Genomic DNA, 22026 nt, shown 5'->3' with positions numbered 1-22026 from the left:
CGTCGGGTGGCCTACAATGGCAAGGCCCGGCGCTTGCGCGCCGGGCCAGGGAGGCTCCAGTCGGTGATTGGGGTTGGGGACGGGGGGTTCCATGCGGCCGGTCACCGACACCCGGCCGCAAGCTCGGCGATGGGCGGGCTACCAGCCCGAGGCGCTCACCAGGTTCAGGCGCACGGCCCGGATGGTGAACTGGCCCATCAGATTCAGGGACAGCTGCGGCGCGTTGAAGCCGGCCGTCGGCTGGTTCCAGAATGTCAGCGTGTACTGGTTCGGGTAGGTGCCGACCTGCTGGCGGTTGGTCGCCTCGGTGCCGTTGACCAGACCGGCGACCTGGCCCTGGCCGAAGGCCGTCGAGGCGACCAGGCTGATCGAGCTGATCCGGCACCCGTTGAACTGGGCGAGGTTGAACAGGTTGTTCAGGTCGAGTTGGCCGAAACTCACCTGGGTATTCAGCGGCCGCTCGATGGTCTGGCAGGCCACCGGCTGCTGCCAGCCGCCGCCCCCGCCGCCGTTGCCGCCCTGGATCGACAGCGCGATGTCGTCGATCGGCACCCAGCCGATGGTGCGCAGCTGCAGGGTCTGGATCTCCGAGCCGAAGGTGTCGGCCCCCTGCGGGCGCAGCTCGATCCGCTGTTTGCCGGCGGAATAGGCCGCGGCGACCACCTGGCCGTTGACCACCAGCTGGACCTGGCCGGCCGAGCCCCAGGGCATCAGCTCCACCGTGACCGAGCGCAGGGTGCGCCCGTTGTACTGGTTGCCGATGTTGCCCATCTGGCGCAGCGGCAGGGTCTCGTTGCCGACGATCCGGTCGATGCTGATGTTGACGGTCTCCAGCCGCTGCTGGTTCCAGCCGCCGCCGTTGTTGTTCCAGCCGCCGCCGTTGTTGTTGTTCCAGCCGTTGTTGCTCCAGCCGCCGCCGTTGTTCCAGCCGCCGCTGTTCGAGCCGGCGCCGTGCGCGAAGCTGGGCGCGGCCGCGCCGATCAGCGCGGTGGCGAGGACGAGGGCTTGGGCGATCCTGCTCTTGGGCGACATGGCGGTGCTCCCGACCGGTGTGGTGTCGATGCACAAAAGCTAGCGATCGCCCGTTTTCATTGGCATGCGGGTGGGGTTATTTGTTTTTTAGGCGGCTTAAAATCGCCTAACCGACCAGCCATGGGCTTTTTGCTCCGCGATCGCTATCTAGGCGGCATGATGCGCAAGACACGCCCCTTCGCCGGCCTGATGCTCACCGCGCTGATGGCCGCAACCCCGGCGCTGGCCCAGCAGGGCGGCGCGCCGGACCTGTTCACCATCCTGTCGAACCTGCAGCGCAACCCGGCCTATCAGGGCGAGGTGCTGACCACCCAGCCCTATTATCCACGCCCCGGCTCGCCGCAGTTCCTGTACGAGGTTCGCATCCTCACCCCGGACGACCGCATCGTGATCGTCTATATTGATCCGATGTCCGGGCAGATCGTGCCCAACCCCGGCGGCTGAACCGGCCGGCCGCGAAGAAAGGCGGTGACGCCCATGCGCGTGCTTCTCGTCGAAGACGATCCCGATTTGGCCGAGCAGATCGCGACCGTGCTGCGCGACGAGAACTATGCGGTGGACGTGGCCGCCGACGGCCTGACCGCGCTGGAAATGGGCGGCAGCGACCCGTTCGACGCCGTCATCCTCGACCCCGGCCTGCCGGGCATGGACGGCTTCAGCGTGCTGCGCCGCTGGCGCGACCAGGGCCTGACCATGCCTGTGATCGTGCTGACCGCCTCGCGCAAGGAGGTGGCGGACATGAAGGAGGCGGTGCGCGCCGGCGCCACCAACTTCCTGACCAAGCCGGTCGACCTGGAACTGCTGCTCGACTGGGTGCGCGGCGTGGTCAATTCCGCCGGGCCGAACGCCAGCACGCCGACGCTCAGCGAAGGCGACCTGCGCATCGACACCCAGGCGATGCGGGTGTGGTTCCAGGATAAGCCGGTCAAGCTGACCCCGACCGAGTACCGCATCCTGCACTACATGTTCGTCAACCGCGAGCGGCCGGTCTCCGCCGACGAGCTGGTCAAGCACAATTTCGACGGCGCCAGCGCCAAGACCGCCAACGAGATTCCGGTCTATGTCAGCCGGCTGCGCGACAAGCTGCACCGCCGCGTGATCCAGACCGAATACGGCTACGGCTACCGCCTGGTCTGCAACATCGGCTGACCGGGCCCGCGCCTTGCCCGCCACCATCCGCCGGCGCACGGCCACCCTGTTCGGCAGGGTGCTGCTGGCCGCCGGCCTGATCCTGGCGGTCGCCGCGCCGGTGATCTGGTTCGGCGCCGGCGCGCTGATCCGCGCCGCGGCCGAGGGCGTGGTCGACGCCCAGCTGCGCGGCTTCGGCAACCAGCTGCGCGCCGCCCGCGCCAGCGAGCAGGCCAGCGGCGTGTTCTTTTTCAACGAGCCCGACCTGGAATGGGTCTGGCAGATCTCCATCGACGGCGCGCCGGTGAACCGGGCCACCGTGCTGTCGCTCAGCGACCGCACGCTGCCGTCGATCACCGACACGCCGGCGCGCGACTTCGCGGTCGATTTCGCCGACAGCGCCATCGGCCGGCTGCGCCTGGCCGAGCGGCTGGTCGAGGAGACCGACCGGGCCACCGGCGCGCTGCGGGCCGTGCGCTACCAGGTCGGCATCCGCCAGGCCAAGTACGAGGGCCTGGTCGACGACTATGTCGCCCAGTTGCAGGATCTGGTCTGGTATGCCGCGGTGCCGGCCTTCGTCGGCCTGATCGGCATTTCCGCCGTCGCCATCCTGATGCTGCGCGGCGGCCTGAACGAGGTGCGCCGCGCCATCGACCGCTTCCGCAGCGGCGCCACCGAACGGATCGAGGGCCGTCATGCCGCGGAGATGCAGGTGCTGGTCGACCAGGTCAACGAGCTGCTGGAGCGGCAGGCCGACATGCTCGGGCGCAGCCGCAAATACGTCGCCAAGATCGCCCACGACCTGAACCACCCGATCGCGATCGTCGGCAACGCCGTGGCCGGCAGCACCCAGCAGCCACTGATCGACAAGCAGCTGGCAAGGATGCGCGGTCTGATCGACCGCTATTCCGCGCTGGCCCGCGCCATCGGTCCCGGCGCGCTGACCGTCAGGGCGGTGGCGCTGGCGCCGATCCTGGAGGACGTCGCCGACAGCCATCGCCTGCTGTTCCGCCGCGCCCCGCTGACCATCGACGTCGACTGTCCGCCGGAGCTGCGTTTCGCCATCGAGCCGGCCGACGCCGAGGCGATGCTGAGCAATCTGGTCGGCAACGCCCACAAGTTCGCCGCCGGCCGGGTGCGGCTGTCGGCCCGCGCCGGCGACGGCGGCGGGCTGGTGCTGGCGGTGGAGGACGACGGCCCCGGCATTGCGCCGCAGAACCGCGCGGCGGCCCTGCGCTGGGGCGAGCAGCTCGACGAGGCGCCGCCGGGCAGCGGCTTCGGATTGGCCATCGTCCAGGACCTTGCCCAGCTCTACGGTGGCGGCCTGACGCTGGCCGATTCGCCGCTGGGCGGGCTCCGGGCCGAAATCGCGCTGCCGGCGGCGGCAGGCGCCGGCGACTGAAGCGGCCGCGTCCGCTGCCCTACCCTTCGCCGCCGCATTCTGCTAACCGAGGGTTGCGTGCGCCCGCCCCGGGCGCCCGGGTGGGCCTGTAGCTCAACGGGTCAGAGCGGACCGCTCATAACGGTTTGGTTGCGGGTTCGAGTCCTGCCAGGCCCACCAGCGCCCTGCCCGCCGCGACACGGCGGCCATTGTCACCGCCAATGCCCATTCGCATCGGCCCGCCGGCAGGTGCGGGGCGTTAACACCGCTTTATCGTTGGTTAACAGGAGAGTTACGCGAACTGACGATTCGTTAACGGATCGCGGTGCATGTTTCCATTCTGAACCACGATCACGCACGCCGGCTTGCCGGCCCGCATCCTCCGGCGGGCCAGGCTGGGCGAAGTGCACCCCGCGTGCGGGCCTGCATTCGTATGCCGGGCCCGGCAACGACAGCGAGCGGAACGATGCAGGCGGAGTTATCGGCAGCGGTCGACGCGACCGCTGCCCGAGCCGTACGAGCAGACCCGGCAGAGGGCGACACCGCGACAACCGATGCGGCGCGGGCGCTCCCGCCAACCCCCGATGCCGCGCAACACGGCGGCGGGCTGAAGCGCCTGCCGATCCGGGCCCGGCTGGCGCTGATCGCCGGCATGATGCTGGTGGCGCTGGTGGCTGTCAGCGTCATCGCCTGGCAGGCGCTCGAGCAGGAAACCGCCGCGGCCACCGCCGTGGTGCGGCTGAGCCACGCGCAGAGCCTGCATCAGGACGCCGACATGATGCACGAAGGCCTGAAGGGCGACGTGTACGAGCTGCTGGTGCGCACCGCCGATCCCGAGGCGTCCGGACGGGTGCGCGACAGGCTGCGCGACAACGCCGCGCGCTTCCGCGGGAATCTGAGCTCGCTCAGCGCGTTCGCCTTTCCCGCGGACCTTGCCGCGAGCGTCGCCGAGACCCGCCGCCAGGCGGAGCTCTATATCCACGAGGCCGAGGCGGTGGCGCAGATCGCCAACCTGGATCCGGAACTGGGGCTGGCCGCCCTGTCCGGTTTCGAAAGCCGGTTCGAGACCGTGAAGCGGGCGATGGACGCCCAGACCGACCTGCTCGCTGCCGAGATCGCGGCGACGGAGCAGGCGTCGGAGCGCTCGGCGGCGAATGCCAGGCTGTGGATCGTGCTGGCCGGTTGCTGCGCGGCGGTGATCGCGGCGGTGACCGTGCATCTGATCAACGCGTCGATCCGCAGATCGCTGCGCGACGTCGGCGCGATCGCGACGCGGATCGAGGAAGGCGACCTCGCCGCCCGCTGCACGATCGCCAGCAACGACGAGATCGGCGCATTGGGTCACGCGATCAACGGCATGGCTGCCAACCTGGAAATGACGATCGGCCGGATGCGGGCCGATTCCGCGCGCGAAGCGTTCAACCACCAGCTCGCCGAAGCGCTGGAGATGGTGCACACCGAATACGAGGCCTACGGCATCGTCGGCCGTGCCATGAACGCGATGTCCGACAGCCATCCGATGGAACTGCTGCTGTCGGACTCCAGCGAATCGCACCTGGAGCAGGCCACCGCGCATCCGACCGCCGGCGCCCCCGGCTGCAACGTCGACCTGCCGTTCAACTGCGTCGCCGTCTGCCGCGGCACCGCGATGAGCTTCCCGGACAGCGAGGCGCTGAACGCCTGCCCGAAGCTGCGTGGCCGGCCGGCCGGACGGATCTCGGCGACCTGCGTGCCGGTGACCTTCATGGGCCGCGCCGTCGGCGTGCTGCATGCGAGCGGGCCGGTCGACCGGCCGCTGGCCGCCGAGCAGGCCGACCGGCTGTCGATCCTCGGCGGGCTGACCGGGGCGCGCATCGGCACCATCCGGGCGTTCCAGCAGACACAGGTCCAGGCTTCCACCGACAGCCTGACCGGTCTGCTCAACCGGCGCGCGCTGGAGCAGCAGATGCGGGCGCTGACCAACCAGGGCACCGACTTTGCGTACATCCTGGCCGACCTCGACCGGTTCAAGCTGCTGAACGACACCCACGGCCACCAGGCCGGCGACACCGCGCTGCGCGTGTTCTCCGAGGTGATGCGCAGCAACACCCGCGATGGCGACCTGATCGCCCGGCTGGGCGGCGAGGAGTTCGCCGTCATCCTGGCCGGGTCGAGCGCGGTGCAGGCCCGCGACTGGACCGAGCGCCTGCGCCAGCGTCTCGCCAAGAAGCTGTCGGAGGGCAAGTGTGTCGCCTTCACCGCCAGCTTCGGCATCGCCGATTCGTCGATGACGCGCAATCTCGACGAGCTGCAAGCGATCGCCGATGTCGCGCTCTACGTCTCCAAGGACGAAGGCCGCGACCGCATCACGCTCGGCGATGCCGGCAGCCTGACCAAACCGTCGCCGCGCCACGCCCCGGAACACCCGGCCGGCATCAACGTCCGGCTGCTGGCCAACGCCAAGGACTGAGCCTGGTCGACCCTCCGGACCGCCGTCAGGCGGCGGCGAGCGCCGCCAGCTCCGCCTCGACGAAGCGCAGGTGGCCTTCCTTGATCCAGACCCGGCAGCCGTCCGGGCCCGCCGTCGCGTCGAGCGGGGCGCCGTCCGGCAGCCGCAGCCACGACCAGGGGCCGAACGCCTCCCCGCCTTCCGCGAAGCCGCCGTCGAGCACCAGCAGTTCGATGCCGCCGGCCGGCACGGCGCGGATGCGGGCGCCCGGCGCCCACAGTTCCGCCCGCACCGTCTCGCGAGCGTCGCGATGCAGCGTCGTCGCCCGCACGCCGGATGCCGCGTCAGCGAGCCGCGGATCGCCGGCCGCCGGCACCGTGTCGACGACCGGGTGACGGTCGGCGAGGTCGAACTGCCACAGCTTGACGAAGATCGTGCAGCCGGCGCCCGAGCCGGGCGTGTGACGCGAGGTCGGCGGATTGCGCACATAGCTGCCGGCCGCGAAGTCGCCGTGCTCGTCCTGGAATATGCCGTCGAGCACCAGGAACTCCTCCCCGCCGCCGTGGACGTGCGGCGAGAACCGGCTGTGGGGTGCATAGCGCACGATCGAGGTGGCGCGGGCGACCTCGCCGCCGACCCGGTCGAGCATCTTGCGCTCGACGCCGGCGATCGGCGACGGCACCCAGGGCAGCGCGGCGGCGTGCACCGCGGCTCGCCGCGAGAAATCCGCATTGATCTCCATGGCGTTCGTCCCTAGCTGTTGCAACCGCCGGTTCACCGGTCGGCCGCGGCGCGGCGGCGATAATCTTCCACCGGCAGGCCGGCGATGCCCCAGTCTTCCATCGCCACCTCGTCGATGACGACGACCGTGGTCGCCGGATTCTTGCCGAGCACGTCGACCAGCAGGTCGGTGGCCCCGGCGATCAGCCGCGCCTTCTGCGCGGCGGTGGCCCCCTCGCGGGTGATCCGGATGTTCACATAGGGCATGGGTCGCTCCTTGCGTGGGCGCGCCGGCCGGCTAAGCCTCCAGGTCGTAGTGGAAGACCTTGGAGATGATCTGCCAGCCGTCGGCGGTCTTGATCAGGGTCAGGAAGTCGGTGCAGTAGCGCGGGCCGATGGCACAGTTGGCCCGCACGAAGGCGGTCTTCGGCCCGGCGAACGCGATCGCCACCACTGCGTCGCGCCGCCGCTCGCCGCGGGCGGCCGGCGGCTCGCGCTTGTCCACCAGGGCGAAATACGCGTCCATGCCGATGTTCACCAGTTCGTCGGCGGTGGCGCAGACATAGCGTGCGTCGGGATGGAACACCGGGCGCAACAATCCCGTGTCGCTGTGGTAGAGGCCGTCGAAATAGGCCTGCATCTGGCGGTGGATCGCGGCGTAGTCGTCGGCTTCGGACATCGGTTCGTTTCTCTCCTGCTTGCCGGCGCCGGCACGCGCCAGGTTCCCGTTTGAACGGGTCACCGCAGCACGCGCCGGTCCGTGCGGCCGCTAGTGCAGCAGCCCTTCGCGCTTCAGCACCGCCTGGACCTGCGGTCGGCCGCGGACGCGGGCCACATAGGCCTGCACATTCGGCCAGCGGGCAAGGTCGAGATCGATGATCCCGGCCCAGGCGGCGACCACAAAGGTATAGGCGTCGGCCACCGTGAACGTCTCGCCCATCACATAGGCGCGCCCGTCCGCCAGCGTCGCCTCCAGCGCATCGAAGCGGCGCTGCAGCTTGGTCATCGCCTGCTCGCGTGCCGCGCCCTCCGGCTTCACCGGCGCGAAGAACGGTCCGAACGACTTGTGCAGCTCCGACGCGGTGAAGTTCAGCGCCTGCTGCAGGCGCACCCGCGCCAGGGTGCCGTTCGCCGGAGCCAGGCCCGACTCCGGCCGGGTGTCGGCCAGATACTGCAGGATCGCCGGTGCCTCCAGCAGCACCTCGCCGTCGTCCAGCTCCAGCGCCGGCACGTAGCCGAGCGGATTGATCCGGCTGTAGTCGGCACCGGTCTCGGTCTGCTTGGAGGCGAGGTCGACCTTCTCCAGGCCGTAGTCGCTGCCGAGCTCGGCCAGCGCGATATGGACCGCCTGCGAGCAGACGCCCGGCGAATAGTAAAGCTTCATCGAGATTCCCCTTGAAAGGCTGCGTTGGGTTGGATGCGAAGGCCGGCCAGCGAGGGGTCAGTTAGGCAGTGCGATTTCGATTGTAAATGTGGTATCCGAATGATACCGCATTTTCCGGTTTCCGTTCGGTAACCGGCCGCCGCCCCGGCGCGCCGGCGGCAGGGGAGGTCGCCGATGGCCCTGAAGATGCGCAAGAACCAGAGCCCGCCGCCGCCGCCATGCTGCCCGCTGCTGGACTGCCTGGCGATCATCGGCGGCGCCTGGGCGCCGAACGTCATCTGGCATCTACGCGGCGGGCCGCGCCGGTTCAGCGAGCTGCGCGCCGACATCCCGCAGATCTCGCCGAAGGTGTTGACCACGCGCCTGCGCGAGCTGGAGACCGCCGGGGTCATCGACCGGCACGTGGTGCCGACCTCGCCGCCGTCGGTGGAATATGCGCTGAACGCGTTCGGCTGGAAGCTGGTCCCAGCGATCGAGGCGATCGCGGCGGTCGGGCTCGAGCTGCAGCAGCATCGCCAGGCCCGGGGCAAGCCGCCGTCCCCGCGCCGCCGCCATCCGAAGCACCTGCACGCGAAGACGCCCGCGATGGCGACCGCGGCGGAATTGCCGGCCCTACATCGGCGCTCGGCGCGCGCCGCGGGTCGCCCGGCGCGCATTGCGATCCGACAGCCCGACAGCGGCGAGCCGTGACAGCGGCGTCTTGACGCGAGCCCGGTGTGTATACATTATGCACACATCTTCAGCACCAACCCTGAGAGACCGGCATGCGTGCCGACGTCAGCTACGGCGCCGATGGGCCGACATTTCCGCTGAACGCGTGGTATGCGGCGGCTTGGGACGTCGAGGTGACGCGCGCCCCGATGGCGCGGAAGATCTGCGACAATCCGGTGGTACTGTACCGTAGCGAGGATGGATCGGCGGTGGCGCTGGCCGACGCCTGCTGGCACCGGCTGGTGCCGCTGTCGCGCGGCCGGGTCGAGGGCGACGCCATCGTCTGCCCCTATCACGGCCTGAAATTCAATGCCGCCGGCCGTTGTGTATACATGCCGTCGCAGCAGACCATCAATCCCTCGGCGGCGGTCCGCGCCTATCCGGTGGCGGAGCGCCATCGCTTCGTCTGGCTGTGGCTGGGCGACCCCGCACTGGCCGACCCCGCCCTGGTACCGGACATGCACTGGAACGACGATCCGGCCTGGGCCGGCGACGGCAAGCTGGTCCACGTCAAGTGCGACTATCGCCTGATCGTCGACAACCTGATGGACCTGACCCACGAGACCTATGTGCATGGCAGCAGCATCGGCAACGCGGCGGTCGCCGAAGCGCCGTTCGAGGTCACCCACGGCGAGCGCACCGCCACGGTGACGCGCTGGATGCTCGGCATCGAGCCGCCGCCGTTCTGGCGTGCCCAGCTCGGCCGACCGGGACCGGTTGACCGCTGGCAGATCATCACCTTCCAGGCGCCGGCCACGGTGACCATCGACGTCGGCGTCGCGCCCGCCGGCACCGGCGCGCCCGACGGCGACCGCAGCCAGGGCGTCAATGGCCACGTGCTCAACACCGTCACGCCGGAAACCGCGACAACGTGCCATTATTTCTGGGCCTTCGCCCGCAACTACCGCCTGGGCGAACAGCGGCTGACCCACGAACTGCGCGAAGGCGTCGGCCGCATCTTCGGCGAGGACTACGTCATCCTGGAAGCGCAGCAGCAGGCGATCGCCGCCAATCCGGACCACGCCTTCTACAACCTGAACATCGACGGCGGGGCGCTTTGGGCGCGCCGGCTGATCGACCGCATGGTGCGGGCCGAGAGCCGCGCGCTGGCGGCCGAATGAGCGCGGCCCGCGCCGGCAGCCCGGCCGACCGCGGCGCCACCCAGTCGCTGACCGCGCTGCTGGCGATCCGCGACCTGGTTCTCGACGGGACACTGGCGCCCGGCGAGCGGCTGTCCGAGCCAGCCCTGGTCAAGCGCATCGGCGTTTCGCGCACGCCGGTCCGCGCCGCGCTGGCACGGCTGGAGGCCGAGGGGCTGGTGCAGGCGATCCCGTCCGGCGGCTATGCGGTGCGCCGCTTCAGCGACGAGGACGTGTCGGACGCCATCGAGCTGCGCGGCGTGGTCGAAGGCCTTGCCGCGCGGCGCGCGGCCGAACGCGGGGTGCCGCCGCACCGGCTGCGCCAGATGCAGCAGATCGTCGCCGCGCTCGACGCGGTCGTCGCCCGCCGCGGCGACGGCTTCGACTTCACCGCCTATGTGCGCCTGAACGAGGCCTATCACGACCGGCTGGCCGCGCTGTCGGGCAGCGCCGTGATCATGGCGGAGATCGAGCGGGTGACCGCCCTGCCCTTCGCCTCGCCCAGCGCCTTCGTCGAGGCGCAGGCGCAAAGCGCCGAGTCGCGCGACATCCTGGTCATCGCCCAGGCCCAGCACCGCGCCATCGTCGAGGCGATCGAATTGCGCGAGGGCGCGCGGGCCGAGGCGCTGACCCTGGAGCACGCCCGCATCGCGCGCACCAACCTGGCGCTGGTCGCCCGCGACGAGACGCTGCGGCGCAAGGTGCCGGGGCTGGTCCTGGTCGATGCGACCGGCTGAGGCGACACGGAACGGACGATGCAGATCAAGACGGAATGGATGACGGCGCGGGTCGCCGCGGTCGAGGCCCTGACCCCGACCGTCCGGCAGATCGACCTGGCGCTGGCCAACAGGCACTTCCCGTTCGCGCCTGGCAGCCACATCGACGTCGTCACCTTCATCGACGGGCGGGCGCAGACCCGCTCCTACTCGCTGCTGCCGCCGCCACGACCGGGCACGATGCGGATCGCGGTCAAGCTGCTGGCCGCCGGCCGCGGCGGCTCCGCCTTCATGGGCAGGCTCAGGCCGGGGGCACAGCTGACCGTGTCGGCGCCCGACAACCGTTTCCCGCTGTCGCAGGCGACCGAGGCGCCGCTGCTGGTCGCCGGCGGCATCGGCATCACGCCGATGCTGGGCATGGCCCGGCAGCTGGCCGCGCAGGGCCGCGCCTTCCGCTTCCTCTATGCCGGCCGCAGCCGGCCCGACATGGCCTATCTGCCGCAGATTCAGGCGATCTGCGGCGAGCGGCTTGCCGTGTTCGCGGGCGAAGAGGGCCGCCGGCTCGACCTCGGCGCCGCGATCGCCGGGCTCGACCCGGCCGCCGAACTCTACCTGTGCGGCCCGCTGCGTATGCTGGAGGACGCCCGGCGCCTGTGGGCCGAGGCCGGCCGGCCCGCCCATGCGCTGCGCACCGAGATCTTCGGCGACAGCGGCCATTTCGCCCCCGAACCGTTCGAGGTCTTCGCGGTGCAGGAAGGCCGCGGCACCACGGTCGGCGTGCACGAGACCATCGCGACCGCGCTGGGGCGGATCGGCGTCGCGGTGTTGACCGACTGCGAACGCGGGGAATGCGGCTTGTGCGCCGTGAAGGTCACCGCCTACGATGGTCGCATCGACCATCGCGACGTCTTCTTCAGCGAGGCGGAGAAGGCCGGCAACGCGCGGCTGTGCGCGTGCGTTTCGCGGGTGGTCGGCGGCGCCGGCGGCCGCGGCCGCGTGTCGATCGACACCGGCTTCCGCCGGTCTGCCGCGGCGGCGACCGATGGGGCGGACAGCGCAGCGGCATCGGGTCTATAACCTGGGTCGGTGCGGCCGGCGACCCGGTGCGCACAGGCACGGAGAATTCGGCAACCCACCCGCTGGAACGGGTGGTGCAGGGAGGATCGAGAGCATGAACGGGTTGATTCGCGCCGTCGCCGTGGCGGCCGCGCTGGCGGTGCCCACGGCCGCGCTGGCCGATACCATCAAGGTCGGCCTGATCGCGCCCTTCTCCGGCGCCTTCGCCATCTGGGGCGACCAGTTCCAGAAGGCTGTCGAGGCGTTCCAGTCGGTCAACGGCACCGAGGTCGACGGCACCACCATCGAGGTGATCTACCGCGACTCCGGCGGCCCCGACCCGGCCAAGGCGCGCCAGCTCGCCGAGGAGCTGATCCTGCGCGAGGAGGTGCGGTTCCTGGCCGGCTTCGCCTTCACGCCCAACGCGCTGGCGGTCGCCGACCTGATCACCGAGGCGGAGATCCCGACCGTGATCATGAATGCGGCCACCGCCAGCATCGTGCGCCAGTCCGACCTCTACGTCCGCGCCAGCATGACGCTGCCGCAGCAGACCGCGCCGATGGCGCAGTGGGCCGCCGACAACGGCTACAAGCGGGTCTACACCCTGGTCGCCGACTACGGCCCGGGCCACGACGCCGAGGGCCAGTTCATCAAGACGTTCACCGCGGCGGGCGGCGAGATCGTCGACAGCGTGCGCGTGCCGCTGGCGACCACCGACTTCGCGCCGTTCCTGGAGCGCGTGCTGCAGGAAGCGCCGGACGGACTGTTCGTGTTCATGCCGGCCGGCCCGCCGTCGATCGGCGTGATCAACGGCTGGGACGAACGCGGCCTGAAGGCGGCCGGCATCGCGCTGTTCGGCACTGGCGAGACCCAGGAGGTCTATCTGGGCGCGATCGGCGACTCCGCGCTCGGCGCCATCACCTCGAACACCTACGGCACCGAACTCGACAACTCCGAGAACCAGGCCTTCCTGCAGGTGCTGCACGATCTCTACGGCCCGGATTACCTGCCCGACATCGCCTCGGTCGGCGCCTGGGACGGCATGCGCCTGATCTACGACGCGGTAGCGGAGTTGGGCCCCGATGCCGACGGCCAGGCCTATATCGACTTCATGCGCGGGCGCTCCTTCGCCAGCCCGCGCGGCCCGGTGACGATCGACGCGGAGACCCGCGACATCATCCAGAACATGTACATCCGCGAGGTGGTTCAGACCGACGACGGCCGGCTGGTCAACGAGACCATCGGCGTGGTCGAGAACGTGCGCGACCCCTGGAAGGACGACAACCCCGAATAGCGCGCGCTACGCGTTGTCGCCTTCGACCGAGCCATGCCCGGCCTAGCGCCGGGCATCCCCTTGCCGGCGCGCGCGCCGCACGCGGTCTGCGGGCTGGGCCCGGCGACGATCCCGCCGGGCGACCGCCGCGCGCGTGCGGCCCGGCGCCGCAAACGCTAGACTGTCATCCAGATGTCGCTGGTTCTGACCCTGCTGCTCGACGGCCTGGCCTACGGGATGATCCTGTTCATCATCTCTGTCGGCCTGACCGTGACCATGGGGCTGATGCGCATCGTCAACCTCGCGCACGGCGTGTTCGCCATGATCGGCGGCTTCGTCGCCGCGATGCTGACCGGCGCGGGCGTGCACTTCTTCCTCGCCGCGCTGGGCGGCGCGGCGGCGGCGGCCGTCGCCGGCGGCTTGGCGGAGGTCACCGTCTACCGCCCGCTCTACCGCAAGGGCGAGCTGGCCCAGGTGCTGCTGACCATCGGCCTGGTGTTCGTGTCCATCGCCGCGGTGACGCTGGCCTTCGGCACCAACTACACCACCGTCGGCGTGCCGGCGTTCCTGACCGAGCCGGTCGACCTCGGCTTCCGCTTCTATCCGGCATATCGGCTGTTCCTGATCGCCGTCGGCCTGGCGCTGGCCGTCGGCCTTTGGCTGCTGATCGACCGCACGCTGTTCGGCGCGCGCCTGCGTGCCGCGGTCGACAACCCGCGCATCGCCCAGGCGGTCGGCATCGACGTGCGCCGGCTGTTCACCCTGACCTTCGTAGGCGGCAGCGCGCTTGCCGGGCTGGGCGGGGCGCTCGGCGCCGAGATGATGACGCTGGAGGCGGCCTATCCGCTGCGCTACCTGGTGACCTTCCTGATCGTCGTGATCGTCGGCGGCGAAGGCAGCTTCAAGGGCTCGTTCGTCGCCGCCATCGCCCTCGGCATCATCGACACCGCCGGCAAGTACTTCATCCCGGAGGTCTCGTCCTTCCTGCTCTACGCGGCGGTGATCGTGCTGCTGCTGGCGCGCCCGCGCGGCCTGCTGCCGCCGAAGGCGGTGGCATGAGCGCGCCGGCGCAGGAGGGCGCGCGCGGCCCGCGCTGGCCGGCGCTGGCAGGTCACGCCCTGCCCTGGCTGCTGGTGGTCGTGGTCTACTTCACCGCCGGCGGCTATCTCAGCCTGGGCACCAACGTACTGATCATGGTGCTGTTCGCCGTCTCGCTTGACCTGGCGCTCGGCTATGCCGGCATCGTCACCCTCGGCCACGCCGCCTTCTTCGGCTTCGGCGCCTATGCTGCCGGCATCCTGGCGACCACGGTCTGGGCCGACCCGCTGTTCGGCCTGGCGGCGGCGACGGCGCTGACCGCCGCGGTCGGCTTCGCCACCGGCGTGGCGATCCTGCACACCAGCGGCGTCACCCTGCTGATGTTGACGCTCGCCATCCTGTCGCTGGTCTACGAGGCGGCCAACCAGGCCCGCGCGCTGACCGGCGGCGACGACGGGCTCAGCATCGCCATCGACCCGCTGCTCGGCCTGTTCAACTTCGGGCTGTGGGGCCGCACCGCCTATATCTACACCGCGGTCGTGCTGCTGGCCTGGCTGGCCGTCGCCTGGCGGGTGGTGCACTCGCCGTTCGGGCGCTCTCTGGACGGCATCCGCCAGAACCCGGCGCGGATGCGGGCGATCGGCACGCCGGTCTGGTGGCGGCTGGTCGCGGTCTACACCCTGTCGGCCGCGATGGCCGGCACCGCCGGCGCGCTGTCGGCCCAGGCCACCCGCTTCGTCGGGCTGACCACGCTCAGCGTCCACATCTCCGGCATCGTCGCGGTGATGCTGGTGCTGGGCGGCACGCGACGCATCTACGGCGCCTTCATCGGCGCCGCCATCTTCGTGGTTGTGCAGGATTTCGCCGCCAAGATCGACCCGGCCTACTGGATGTTCGTCGTCGGCGGCATGCTGATCGCGGTGGTGCTGTTCCTGGAGGGCGGGCTGATCAGCCTGGTCGACCGCGCCCATGCCCGGCTGATGCGGCCGTCCCGGCCCAAGGACACCGGCCATGTCGGCTGAGGCGGTGCTGCAGGTGCGCGGGCTGAACAAGAGCTTCGGCGCGCTGAAGGTCGCCCAGAACATCGCCTTCGACCTGCATGCCGGCGCGCGCGTCGGCCTGATCGGGCCGAACGGCGCCGGCAAGACCACGCTGGTCAACCTGCTGACCGGCACGATCAGGCCGGATGCCGGCACCATCGCGCTGGCCGGCACGCGCATCGAGGGGCTGAAGCCGGAGACGCGGGTGCATCGCGGGCTGGTCCGCACCCACCAGATCAACAAGCTGCTGCTCGAGAACACGGTGATCCAGAACGTCGCCGTCGCGGTGGCCGAGCGCGAGCGGGTGGCATGGCGGATGCTGCGCTATGGCCCGCAATGGCGGCGGTGCATGGACGAGGCCGCGCACTACCTGGCCGAGACCGGCCTTTCCGACACCGCCGGCCGGCTGGTCTCGGAACTCCCCTATGGCCGCCAGCGGCTGCTGGAAATCGCGATCGCGCTGGCGCTGAAGCCGCGCGTGCTGCTGCTCGACGAGCCCGGTGCCGGCGTGCCGTCGGCCGAGACCCACATCATCCACGATGCGCTGGAGCGGCTGCCGGCACAGATCGCGATCCTGATCATCGAACACGACATGGACCTGGTGTTCCGCTTCGCCGCCGAGATCATCGTGCTGGTGCAGGGCGCGGTGCTGCGCCGCGACGTGCCGGCCGCCATCGCCGCCGACGCCGAGGTGCGCGCGGTCTACCTCGGCCGGAGCGTCGCGTGACCGCGGCGCTGGAGCTCGCCGACGTGGTCGCCGGCTATGGCGCCACCGTGGTGCTGGACGGCGTCAGCCTGGCGGTGCCGGCCGGCGGCACGCTGGCGCTGCTCGGCCGCAACGGCGTCGGCAAGAGCACGCTGCTGACCACGATCATGGGCTTCACCGACATGCGGGCCGGGCGCATCGCCGTCGCCGGACAGCCGGTGGAAAAGGCGCCGACCATCGCCCGCGTGCGCGCCGGCCTGGGCTACGTGCCGCAGGAACGCGAGATTTTCCCGTCGCTGACGGTCGAGGAGAATCTGGCGGTGGCGGCACGGCCGGGCGGCTGGTCGGCCGAACGGGTCTACGCCCTGTTCCCTCGCCTGGCCGAACGCCGACGCAACGGCGGCGGCAAGCTGTCGGGCGGCGAGCAGCAGATGCTGGCGATCGGCCGTGCGCTGATGGGCGGGCCGCAGGTGCTGCTGCTGGACGAGCCGATGGAGGGGCTGGCGCCGGTGATCGTCGAGGCGCTGTACGAGGCGCTGTCGGAATTGCGCGATGCCGGCGGCATGACCATGGTGCTGGTCGAGCAGAAGGCCGACCTCGCGCTCGACTTCGCCCGCGATGTCGTCGTGCTCGACCGCGGCAAGGTGGTGCACAGCGGGCTTTGCGCCGACATGCGCCACGACGAGGCGCTGAAAGCCCGGCTGTTCGCGGTCGGCGAGGATGCGATCTGAGTCGGCCCGGCCGGCACCCCCAGCGGGCCGGCGGTCGCCATCGATGAGGAGACCGGAATGCGAAGCATGTGTGCCGTTGCGATCCTGGCCGTCGGGGCGACCGCCGCCGGTGCCCGCGAAATGCCGTTGCCGCGCTGGGACTGGGTGATCGGCGCCGACGTGGACGTGGCGACTCTGATCGACCGGCGGCTCGACTATGTCGGTCTCGATGCCTTCGATGTCGATGCCGCCGCCGTCGCGGCGCTGCGCAAGGCGGGCATGCACGTCTGGTGCTATGTCAGCGCCGGCACCGTCGAGGACTGGCGGCCCGACCTCGACGCCTACGAGGCCGCCGACGCCGCCGCCGGCGCCGCCGGCGAGGCGCCGCTGATCGGTGCCGCCTATGACGACTGGGCCGGCGAACGCTGGCTGAACCCGCGCGCGCTCGACCGGCTGATGCCGCTGGTCGAGGCCCGCCTCGCCCTGTGCGCAGAGAAGGGTTTCGACATGGTCGAGTTCGACAATGTCGACGCGTTCGACAACGAAACCGGCTTCGACGCCACGCCGGAGGATTCGCGGGCCTTCGCCCAGGCGCTGGCCGAGGCGGCGCGCCGTGCCGGCCTGGCGCCGATCCTGAAGAACGCACCCGACCTGGCAGCCGAGCTGGAGCCCTGGTTCGCCGGCTATCTGATGGAGGAATGCGTGCTGTGGGATTTCTGCGACAGCGGCGCGGCGTTCAGCGCGGCCGGCAAGCCGGTGTTCAATGCCGAATACCCGTCGGCCTACGAGGAGGAGGGTCTGTCCATCGACCTTGCCGTGATCTGCGCCGACGGCGCGCATGGCGACGTGTCGATGCTGATCAAGCCCGCCGGCCTGACCATGGAGACCAAGCCCTGCCCGTGAGGCCGGGCGCTGCCGCACCGCCATGCCCGATCCCTGGGACTACATCGTCGTCGGCGCCGGCTCGGCCGGGTGCGTGCTCGCCAACCGGCTGAGCGCCGACCGGCGCAACCGGGTGCTGCTGCTGGAGGCGGGCGAACCGGCCCGCACCGTCTGGCTGCACATCCCGGCCGGCTATGCCAGGACCATCGGCAACCCGCGCACCGACTGGTGCCTGACCACCGAGCCGGAGCCGCAGTTGGACGGACGGCGGATCCCGTTCCCGCGCGGCAAGGGCCCCGGCGGCTCCTCCGCCATCAACGGCATGATCTACACCCGCGGCCACGCCCGCGACTATGACGGCTGGCGCCAGCTCGGCTGCACCGGCTGGGACTGGAACGGCGTGCTGCCCTACTTCAAGCGCTCCGAGGATTTCCAGGACGGCGCTTCCGCCACCCACGGCGCCGGCGGGCCGCTGCGCGTCGAGCGGCAGCGCGTGCACTGGCCCTTCCTCGATGCGTTCGCCGCGGCGGCGCGCGAAACCGGCCTGCCGCAAAACGACGACTTCAACGCCGGCGAGACCGAGGGCGTCGGCCCCTATCACGCCACCCAGCGGCGTGGCCGCCGCTGCAGCGCCGCTGCCTTCCTGGCACCCGCGCGCGGCCGGCCCAACCTGCGGATCCTCACTGCGGCGCAGACCACCGGGCTCGTGCTCGACGGGCGCCGCGTCACGGGCGTGCGCTATCGCCGCGACGGCGCCGAGCGGACGGCCGATGCGGCGCGTGCGGTGCTGCTGGCGGCGGGCGTGGTGCACTCGCCGCAGATCCTGGAGCTGTCCGGCATCGGCGACCCGGCCGTGCTGGCCGCCGCCGGCATCGCCGTGCGCCACGCCTTGCCCGGGGTCGGCGCCAACCTGCAGGACCACCTGCAGGCGCGGCTGGTCTATCGCCTGAACGGCGTGCGCACGCTGAACCAGCGCGCCGGCAGCCGGCCGGGGCGCGTCGGCCTGGCGCTGCAATACGCGTTGACCCGGAGCGGCCCGCTGGCCGGCGCGCCGGCGCCGCTCGGCATCTTCGCCCGCAGCGACCCGCGCCGCGGCTGGCCCGACCTGCAATACCACCTGGTGCCGTACAGCGCCGACCGCATCGGCGGCACGCCGCATCCGTTCCCCGGCGTCACGCTGTCGGTCTGCCAGCTGCGGCCCGAAAGCCGCGGCAGCATTCATATCCGCAGCGCCGATCCGGCCGACCCGCCGGCGATCCGCGCCAACTACCTGGCGGCGGAGGAGGACCGGCGGACGATGCTGGCGGCGGTGCGCCACGCCCGCGCGCTGATGGCCGCGCGCGCCCTGGCGGCGCTTGCGCCGCAGGAGGTGACCCCCGGGCCGGCGGCAACGGCCGACGATGCGATCCTGGCCGCCGTCCGCGCCACCGCCACGACCATCTTCCATCCCGTCGGCACCTGCCGCATGGGCACCGACGCCGGCGCTGTGGTCGACCCGCAGCTGCGCGTACACGGCCTCGACGGCCTGCGCGTGGTCGACGCCTCGGTGATGCCGACGGTGCCCTCCGCCAACACCAACGCGCCGACCATGATGATCGCCGAAAAGGCTGCCGACATGATCGTCACGGAGGCACGCTGACCGTGGCCGGCATGCGCGCGCTGCGCAGCAACTTCCCGCCCGGGACCTCGCGCTGGGCGGTGCGGCGGGCGCAATGGCGCGCGCTCGGGCTGACCGACGAGGACATGGCCAGGCCGAAGATCGCCGTGGTCAACACCTCGTCGGAGATCGCGATCTGTTTCGCACACCTGGACGGGGTCGCGGCCGCGGTAAAGGCCGCCGTGCGCGAAGCCGGCGGGCTGCCGTTCGAGATCCGCACCACCGCGCCCAGCGACTTCATCCTGTCGCCCGGCCGGCGGGCAACCTTCATCCTGCCCAGCCGCGACCTGATCGCCAACGACATCGAGCTGCAGGTCGAGGGCCCGATGCTGGACGGCATGGTCTGCCTCGCCTCCTGCGACAAGACCCTGCCCGGCCAGCTGATCGCCGCGGCGCGCATCGACATCCCGACCATCGTGGTGATCTGCGGCTACCAGCAGAGCGGCACCCTCGACGGCGGCCACGTCGACATCGAGGAGGTGTTCCGCCACGCCGGCTGGCACGCCCAGGGCCGCACGTCGTTCGCGACGCTGGAGGCGATGAGCGAGGCGGCGATCCGCTCGCCCGGCGTCTGCTCCGGCATGGGCACCGCAAACTCGATGCATGCGGCCTGCGAAGCGCTGGGCATGGCCTTGCCCGGCGCCGCACCGGTGGCCGCCAACAGTGAGCGGATGTTCGCCCTCGCCCGCCAGAGCGGCCGGCGCATCGTCGACATGGTCTGGCAGGATCTGCGGCCGCGCCGGATCATGACCGTCGGCGCCTTCGCCAATGCCGCCGCGGTGGTGCTGGCCCAGGCCGGCTCGATCAACTGCATCAAGCACCTGCAGGCGATCGCGGTGGAGGCCGGGACCGATGTCGACGTCTACGCCCTGTTCGACCGCCTCGGCGCGTCCGTGCCGGTGCTCAGCGCCGTGCGCCCGATCGGCACGGCGTCGATCGAGGCGTTCGAGGCGGCCGGGGGTGCGCGCGCGGTGATGAAACGGCTGGAGCCGCTGCTCGACCGCAGCGCGCTGACGGTGTCCGGTACGACGGTCGGCGCCAACCTGGAAGGCTTCGCCGTCGCCGACGACGCCGTGATCCGCCCGCTCGACCGGCCGTTCGCGACCGAGCCGGCGATCGTGCTGGTGCGCGGCTCGCTGGCGCCGGGTTGCGGCATCGTCAAGGTCGGCCTGCGCACGCCCGACCGCAGCCTGGCCTTCGCCGGTCCGGCGCGGGTGTTCGACGACCCTGTCGAAGCCGAGGCGGCGCTGTCCGACGGCCGGATCCGGGCCGGCGACGTGGTGGTGCTGCGCGGCCAGGGCGTGCGCGGCGGGCCCGGCATGGGCGGCGCGTCGCGGCTGGTCTTCGCCATCGAGGGCGCGCGCCTCGACACCGACGTCGCCGTGGTCACCGACGGCCAGCTCTCCGGCCTGGTCAACCGCGGGCTCGTGGTCGGCGAGGTGACGCCGGAGGCGGCCGACGGCGGTCCGCTGGCGCTGGTCCGCGACGGCGACCGCATCGCCATCGACGTGACCGCGAAACGCCTGGACCTGGAGGTCGAGGCGGCCGAGCTGGACCGCCGCGCGCCGTGCTGGCCCCGCGTCCGCCGGCGCGCGACAGCGGCTGGCTGTCGATCTACCAGCGCACCGTGTCGCCGCTGGCGCGCGGCGCGGTGCTTTTCGACCCGGACGGAAAGGAAGGCTGATGTCGTTCGGCGCCCCGCTCGATCCCGCCACCCGGATCGTTCGCCGCGACAGTGCGCAGCCGCCGCGGACGGTCGAGGCCGACATCTGCGTGGTCGGCGCCGGCATCGCCGGCGTCGCGACCGCGCTGGAGGCCGCCGCGCTGGGCAAGCGGGTCGCGCTGGTCGACGGCTTCCCGGCGCTGGGCGGCCAGGCGGTCAACTCGATCATCGGCACCTTCTGCGGGCTCTACCGCAACGGCACCCACGGCCACCGCTTCACCTTCCACCTCGCCGACCGCATCCTGGCCGACCTCGACGCCGAGGGCGCGCTGTATTTCCGGCACGGCCCGATGACCACGGTAGTGCACTACAACGAGGTGGCGCTGTCGCGCTGGGTCGAGCGCGCGGTGCTCGACGCCGGGATCGCAATCGTGGTCGGCGCCGTGCTGCGCACGGTAGAGCGCAGCGGCCGCCGGCTCGAGAGGATCGGGCTGGCCACCCGCTACGGCGACGTCGCCGTGACCGCGACCGCCTTCGTCGACGCCAGCGGCGACGCGGCGCTGGCCTGGCAGGCCGGGCTGGAGTGCCGCGAGCCGGCCGGCGGGCCGATCTACGGCTCGCAGCAGATCGTGGTCGAGAACATCCACGAGGCCCACGTGCCGAGCCGCGACGCGCTGGCGGCCCGCATCGCCGACAAGGGCCGCGACTACGGCCTGGTCCGGCGCAACGGCATCGCCTTCTACTTCCCCGGCCGGCGCACCGCGGTGATGAACATGACCCACGTGGAGACGCCGCTGGACCCGCTGGCGGCGTCGCGGGTCGGCCTGCTCGGCAAGGCGCAGGCCGACCTGGCGGTCGCCTTCCTGCGCGCCGAATTCCCCGCCGCGTTCGGCGACATCGCGGTGCGCAGCTACGGCTTCCCCGGCATCCGCCAGACCCGCTGGATCAAGGCCCGCCACCAGATCACCACCGCAGAGGTGCGCGCCGGCCGGCGCTATGACGACGCCATCGCGCGGACCGCCTGGCCGCTGGAGCTGCACAACACCGCCGAGGGCTATGTCTGGGAGACGTTCGACGAGGACCACGTGCACTATGTGCCGTTCGCGGCGATGATCGCGCCGGAGGCCGACAACATGGTCGCCGTCGGCCGCTGCATCGACGGCGACCCGGCGGCGCTGTCGAGCGTGCGGGTGATGGGCCCGTGCATCGCCATGGGCACAGCCGCCGCCCACGCGCTCGACCTCGCCGGCAGCGGCAGCGTCCACCAGATCGACATCGCCGCCCTGCAGGACCGGGTGCGCGACAACCTGGAACGCACCGACGGGCACGCGCCATGATGCCGGTGCTCGAGAGGAAAGAAGC

The 22026-nt window shown here is 71.3% G+C and carries 21 protein-coding genes, 1 tRNA gene and 1 pseudogene; 18 read left to right on the top strand and 5 right to left on the bottom strand.

The features are described from left to right. Positions 1-138 precede the first annotated feature (138 nt). Positions 139-1032, bottom strand: coding sequence for a hypothetical protein (locus tag R3F55_15150; protein ID MEZ5668745.1), 894 nt, complete (start codon positions 1030-1032; stop codon positions 139-141). A 159-nt stretch (positions 1033-1191) separates the two neighbouring features. Here R3F55_15150 and R3F55_15145 point away from each other — a divergent pair, with 159 nt between their 5' ends. The 5 genes from R3F55_15145 (at position 1192) to R3F55_15125 (ending at position 5990) form a co-directional block, all read left to right on the top strand. After that, a complete protein-coding gene (locus R3F55_15145) occupies positions 1192-1476 on the top strand; it encodes a PepSY domain-containing protein (GenBank protein MEZ5668744.1) in 285 nt (94 codons plus the stop codon). 33 nt (positions 1477-1509) lie between these two features. Then, the gene (locus R3F55_15140; protein ID MEZ5668743.1) at positions 1510-2181 is read left to right on the top strand and encodes a response regulator transcription factor; all 672 of its coding nucleotides are present in this window, start codon (positions 1510-1512) and stop codon (positions 2179-2181) included. Positions 2182-2194: 13 nt separating this feature from the next. Beyond that, positions 2195-3562 carry a HAMP domain-containing sensor histidine kinase gene (locus R3F55_15135; protein MEZ5668742.1) on the top strand — a complete coding sequence of 456 codons (1368 nt, stop codon included), beginning with the start codon at positions 2195-2197 and terminating at the stop codon, positions 3560-3562. A gap of 82 nt (positions 3563-3644) precedes the next feature. Beyond that, positions 3645-3721, top strand: a tRNA-Met gene (locus tag R3F55_15130). 286 nt (positions 3722-4007) lie between these two features. Further along, a complete protein-coding gene (locus R3F55_15125) occupies positions 4008-5990 on the top strand; it encodes a diguanylate cyclase (protein ID MEZ5668741.1) in 1983 nt (660 codons plus the stop codon). 25 nt (positions 5991-6015) lie between these two features. Here the strand turns inward: R3F55_15125 and R3F55_15120 are convergent, their stop codons facing one another. The 4 genes from R3F55_15120 to gstA form a co-directional block, all read right to left on the bottom strand. Then, complete coding sequence (locus tag R3F55_15120) at positions 6016-6711, bottom strand: cupin domain-containing protein (protein ID MEZ5668740.1); 696 nt, start codon at positions 6709-6711, stop codon at positions 6016-6018. Positions 6712-6743: 32 nt separating this feature from the next. Then, the gene (locus tag R3F55_15115; protein ID MEZ5668739.1) at positions 6744-6956 is read right to left on the bottom strand and encodes a 4-oxalocrotonate tautomerase family protein; all 213 of its coding nucleotides are present in this window, start codon (positions 6954-6956) and stop codon (positions 6744-6746) included. A gap of 31 nt (positions 6957-6987) precedes the next feature. Next, positions 6988-7368 carry a nuclear transport factor 2 family protein gene (locus R3F55_15110; protein MEZ5668738.1) on the bottom strand — a complete coding sequence of 127 codons (381 nt, stop codon included), beginning with the start codon at positions 7366-7368 and terminating at the stop codon, positions 6988-6990. Between the two features lie 90 nt (positions 7369-7458). Next, the gene (gstA, locus tag R3F55_15105; protein MEZ5668737.1) at positions 7459-8073 is read right to left on the bottom strand and encodes a glutathione transferase GstA; all 615 of its coding nucleotides are present in this window, start codon (positions 8071-8073) and stop codon (positions 7459-7461) included. A 174-nt stretch (positions 8074-8247) separates the two neighbouring features. Between gstA and R3F55_15100 the strand changes: the two genes are divergently transcribed. The 13 genes and pseudogenes from R3F55_15100 (at position 8248) to R3F55_15040 (ending at position 22001) form a co-directional block, all read left to right on the top strand. Next, a complete protein-coding gene (locus tag R3F55_15100; GenBank protein MEZ5668736.1) occupies positions 8248-8763 on the top strand; it encodes a helix-turn-helix domain-containing protein in 516 nt (171 codons plus the stop codon). A 74-nt stretch (positions 8764-8837) separates the two neighbouring features. Continuing rightward, positions 8838-9905 (top strand): aromatic ring-hydroxylating dioxygenase subunit alpha, encoded by a 1068-nt coding sequence (locus R3F55_15095; GenBank protein MEZ5668735.1) that lies wholly within the window; start codon positions 8838-8840, stop codon positions 9903-9905. Continuing rightward, positions 9902-10660, top strand: a complete 759-nt coding sequence (locus R3F55_15090) for a GntR family transcriptional regulator (protein MEZ5668734.1) — start codon at positions 9902-9904, stop codon at positions 10658-10660. Before R3F55_15095 ends, R3F55_15090 begins: the two co-directional genes overlap by 4 nt. Positions 10661-10678: 18 nt before the next feature. Then, a complete protein-coding gene (locus tag R3F55_15085) occupies positions 10679-11716 on the top strand; it encodes a PDR/VanB family oxidoreductase (protein ID MEZ5668733.1) in 1038 nt (345 codons plus the stop codon). A gap of 94 nt (positions 11717-11810) precedes the next feature. Next, positions 11811-12989, top strand: a complete 1179-nt coding sequence (locus R3F55_15080) for an ABC transporter substrate-binding protein (protein ID MEZ5668732.1) — start codon at positions 11811-11813, stop codon at positions 12987-12989. A gap of 171 nt (positions 12990-13160) precedes the next feature. Then, positions 13161-14027: a branched-chain amino acid ABC transporter permease gene (locus R3F55_15075; protein MEZ5668731.1), complete on the top strand. Its 867-nt coding sequence runs from the start codon at positions 13161-13163 to the stop codon at positions 14025-14027. After that, a complete protein-coding gene (locus tag R3F55_15070; GenBank protein MEZ5668730.1) occupies positions 14024-15028 on the top strand; it encodes a branched-chain amino acid ABC transporter permease in 1005 nt (334 codons plus the stop codon). Before R3F55_15075 ends, R3F55_15070 begins: the two co-directional genes overlap by 4 nt. Then, positions 15018-15773, top strand: coding sequence for an ABC transporter ATP-binding protein (locus tag R3F55_15065; protein MEZ5668729.1), 756 nt, complete (start codon positions 15018-15020; stop codon positions 15771-15773). Before R3F55_15070 ends, R3F55_15065 begins: the two co-directional genes overlap by 11 nt. Continuing rightward, positions 15770-16483, top strand: coding sequence for an ABC transporter ATP-binding protein (locus R3F55_15060; GenBank protein MEZ5668728.1), 714 nt, complete (start codon positions 15770-15772; stop codon positions 16481-16483). Before R3F55_15065 ends, R3F55_15060 begins: the two co-directional genes overlap by 4 nt. Before the next feature lie 57 nt (positions 16484-16540). Then, on the top strand, positions 16541-17365 hold the full coding sequence (locus R3F55_15055; GenBank protein MEZ5668727.1) for an endo alpha-1,4 polygalactosaminidase: 825 nt from the start codon (positions 16541-16543) through the stop codon (positions 17363-17365). Between the two features lie 22 nt (positions 17366-17387). Further along, the gene (locus tag R3F55_15050; GenBank protein ID MEZ5668726.1) at positions 17388-18983 is read left to right on the top strand and encodes a GMC family oxidoreductase N-terminal domain-containing protein; all 1596 of its coding nucleotides are present in this window, start codon (positions 17388-17390) and stop codon (positions 18981-18983) included. Positions 18984-18994: 11 nt separating this feature from the next. After that, a pseudogene (gene ilvD, locus R3F55_15045) lies at positions 18995-20685 on the top strand (dihydroxy-acid dehydratase). Then, positions 20685-22001, top strand: a complete 1317-nt coding sequence (locus tag R3F55_15040) for an FAD-dependent oxidoreductase (protein MEZ5668725.1) — start codon at positions 20685-20687, stop codon at positions 21999-22001. Before ilvD ends, R3F55_15040 begins: the two are co-directional and overlap by 1 nt. Positions 22002-22026 lie beyond the last annotated feature (25 nt).

Source organism: Alphaproteobacteria bacterium (genome assembly GCA_041396705.1).
GTDB lineage: Bacteria > Pseudomonadota > Alphaproteobacteria > CALKHQ01 > CALKHQ01 > CALKHQ01.
This window is presented reverse-complemented; position numbering and strand designations above follow the sequence as displayed.

Coding starts and splice junctions, on each gene's coding strand:
- R3F55_15050 (MEZ5668726.1), top strand. CDS start 17,388: ATGCCCGATCCCTGGGACTACATCGTCGTCGGCGCCGGCTCGGCCGGG.
- R3F55_15120 (MEZ5668740.1), bottom strand. CDS start 6,711: ATGGAGATCAATGCGGATTTCTCGCGGCGAGCCGCGGTGCACGCCGCC.
- R3F55_15100 (MEZ5668736.1), top strand. CDS start 8,248: ATGGCCCTGAAGATGCGCAAGAACCAGAGCCCGCCGCCGCCGCCATGC.
- R3F55_15140 (MEZ5668743.1), top strand. CDS start 1,510: ATGCGCGTGCTTCTCGTCGAAGACGATCCCGATTTGGCCGAGCAGATC.
- R3F55_15055 (MEZ5668727.1), top strand. CDS start 16,541: ATGCGAAGCATGTGTGCCGTTGCGATCCTGGCCGTCGGGGCGACCGCC.
- R3F55_15085 (MEZ5668733.1), top strand. CDS start 10,679: ATGCAGATCAAGACGGAATGGATGACGGCGCGGGTCGCCGCGGTCGAG.
- R3F55_15095 (MEZ5668735.1), top strand. CDS start 8,838: ATGCGTGCCGACGTCAGCTACGGCGCCGATGGGCCGACATTTCCGCTG.
- gstA (MEZ5668737.1), bottom strand. CDS start 8,073: ATGAAGCTTTACTATTCGCCGGGCGTCTGCTCGCAGGCGGTCCATATC.
- R3F55_15070 (MEZ5668730.1), top strand. CDS start 14,024: ATGAGCGCGCCGGCGCAGGAGGGCGCGCGCGGCCCGCGCTGGCCGGCG.
- R3F55_15080 (MEZ5668732.1), top strand. CDS start 11,811: ATGAACGGGTTGATTCGCGCCGTCGCCGTGGCGGCCGCGCTGGCGGTG.
- R3F55_15125 (MEZ5668741.1), top strand. CDS start 4,008: ATGCAGGCGGAGTTATCGGCAGCGGTCGACGCGACCGCTGCCCGAGCC.
- R3F55_15040 (MEZ5668725.1), top strand. CDS start 20,685: ATGTCGTTCGGCGCCCCGCTCGATCCCGCCACCCGGATCGTTCGCCGC.
- R3F55_15090 (MEZ5668734.1), top strand. CDS start 9,902: ATGAGCGCGGCCCGCGCCGGCAGCCCGGCCGACCGCGGCGCCACCCAG.
- R3F55_15145 (MEZ5668744.1), top strand. CDS start 1,192: ATGCGCAAGACACGCCCCTTCGCCGGCCTGATGCTCACCGCGCTGATG.
- R3F55_15110 (MEZ5668738.1), bottom strand. CDS start 7,368: ATGTCCGAAGCCGACGACTACGCCGCGATCCACCGCCAGATGCAGGCC.
- R3F55_15065 (MEZ5668729.1), top strand. CDS start 15,018: ATGTCGGCTGAGGCGGTGCTGCAGGTGCGCGGGCTGAACAAGAGCTTC.
- R3F55_15075 (MEZ5668731.1), top strand. CDS start 13,161: ATGTCGCTGGTTCTGACCCTGCTGCTCGACGGCCTGGCCTACGGGATG.
- R3F55_15150 (MEZ5668745.1), bottom strand. CDS start 1,032: ATGTCGCCCAAGAGCAGGATCGCCCAAGCCCTCGTCCTCGCCACCGCG.
- R3F55_15115 (MEZ5668739.1), bottom strand. CDS start 6,956: ATGCCCTATGTGAACATCCGGATCACCCGCGAGGGGGCCACCGCCGCG.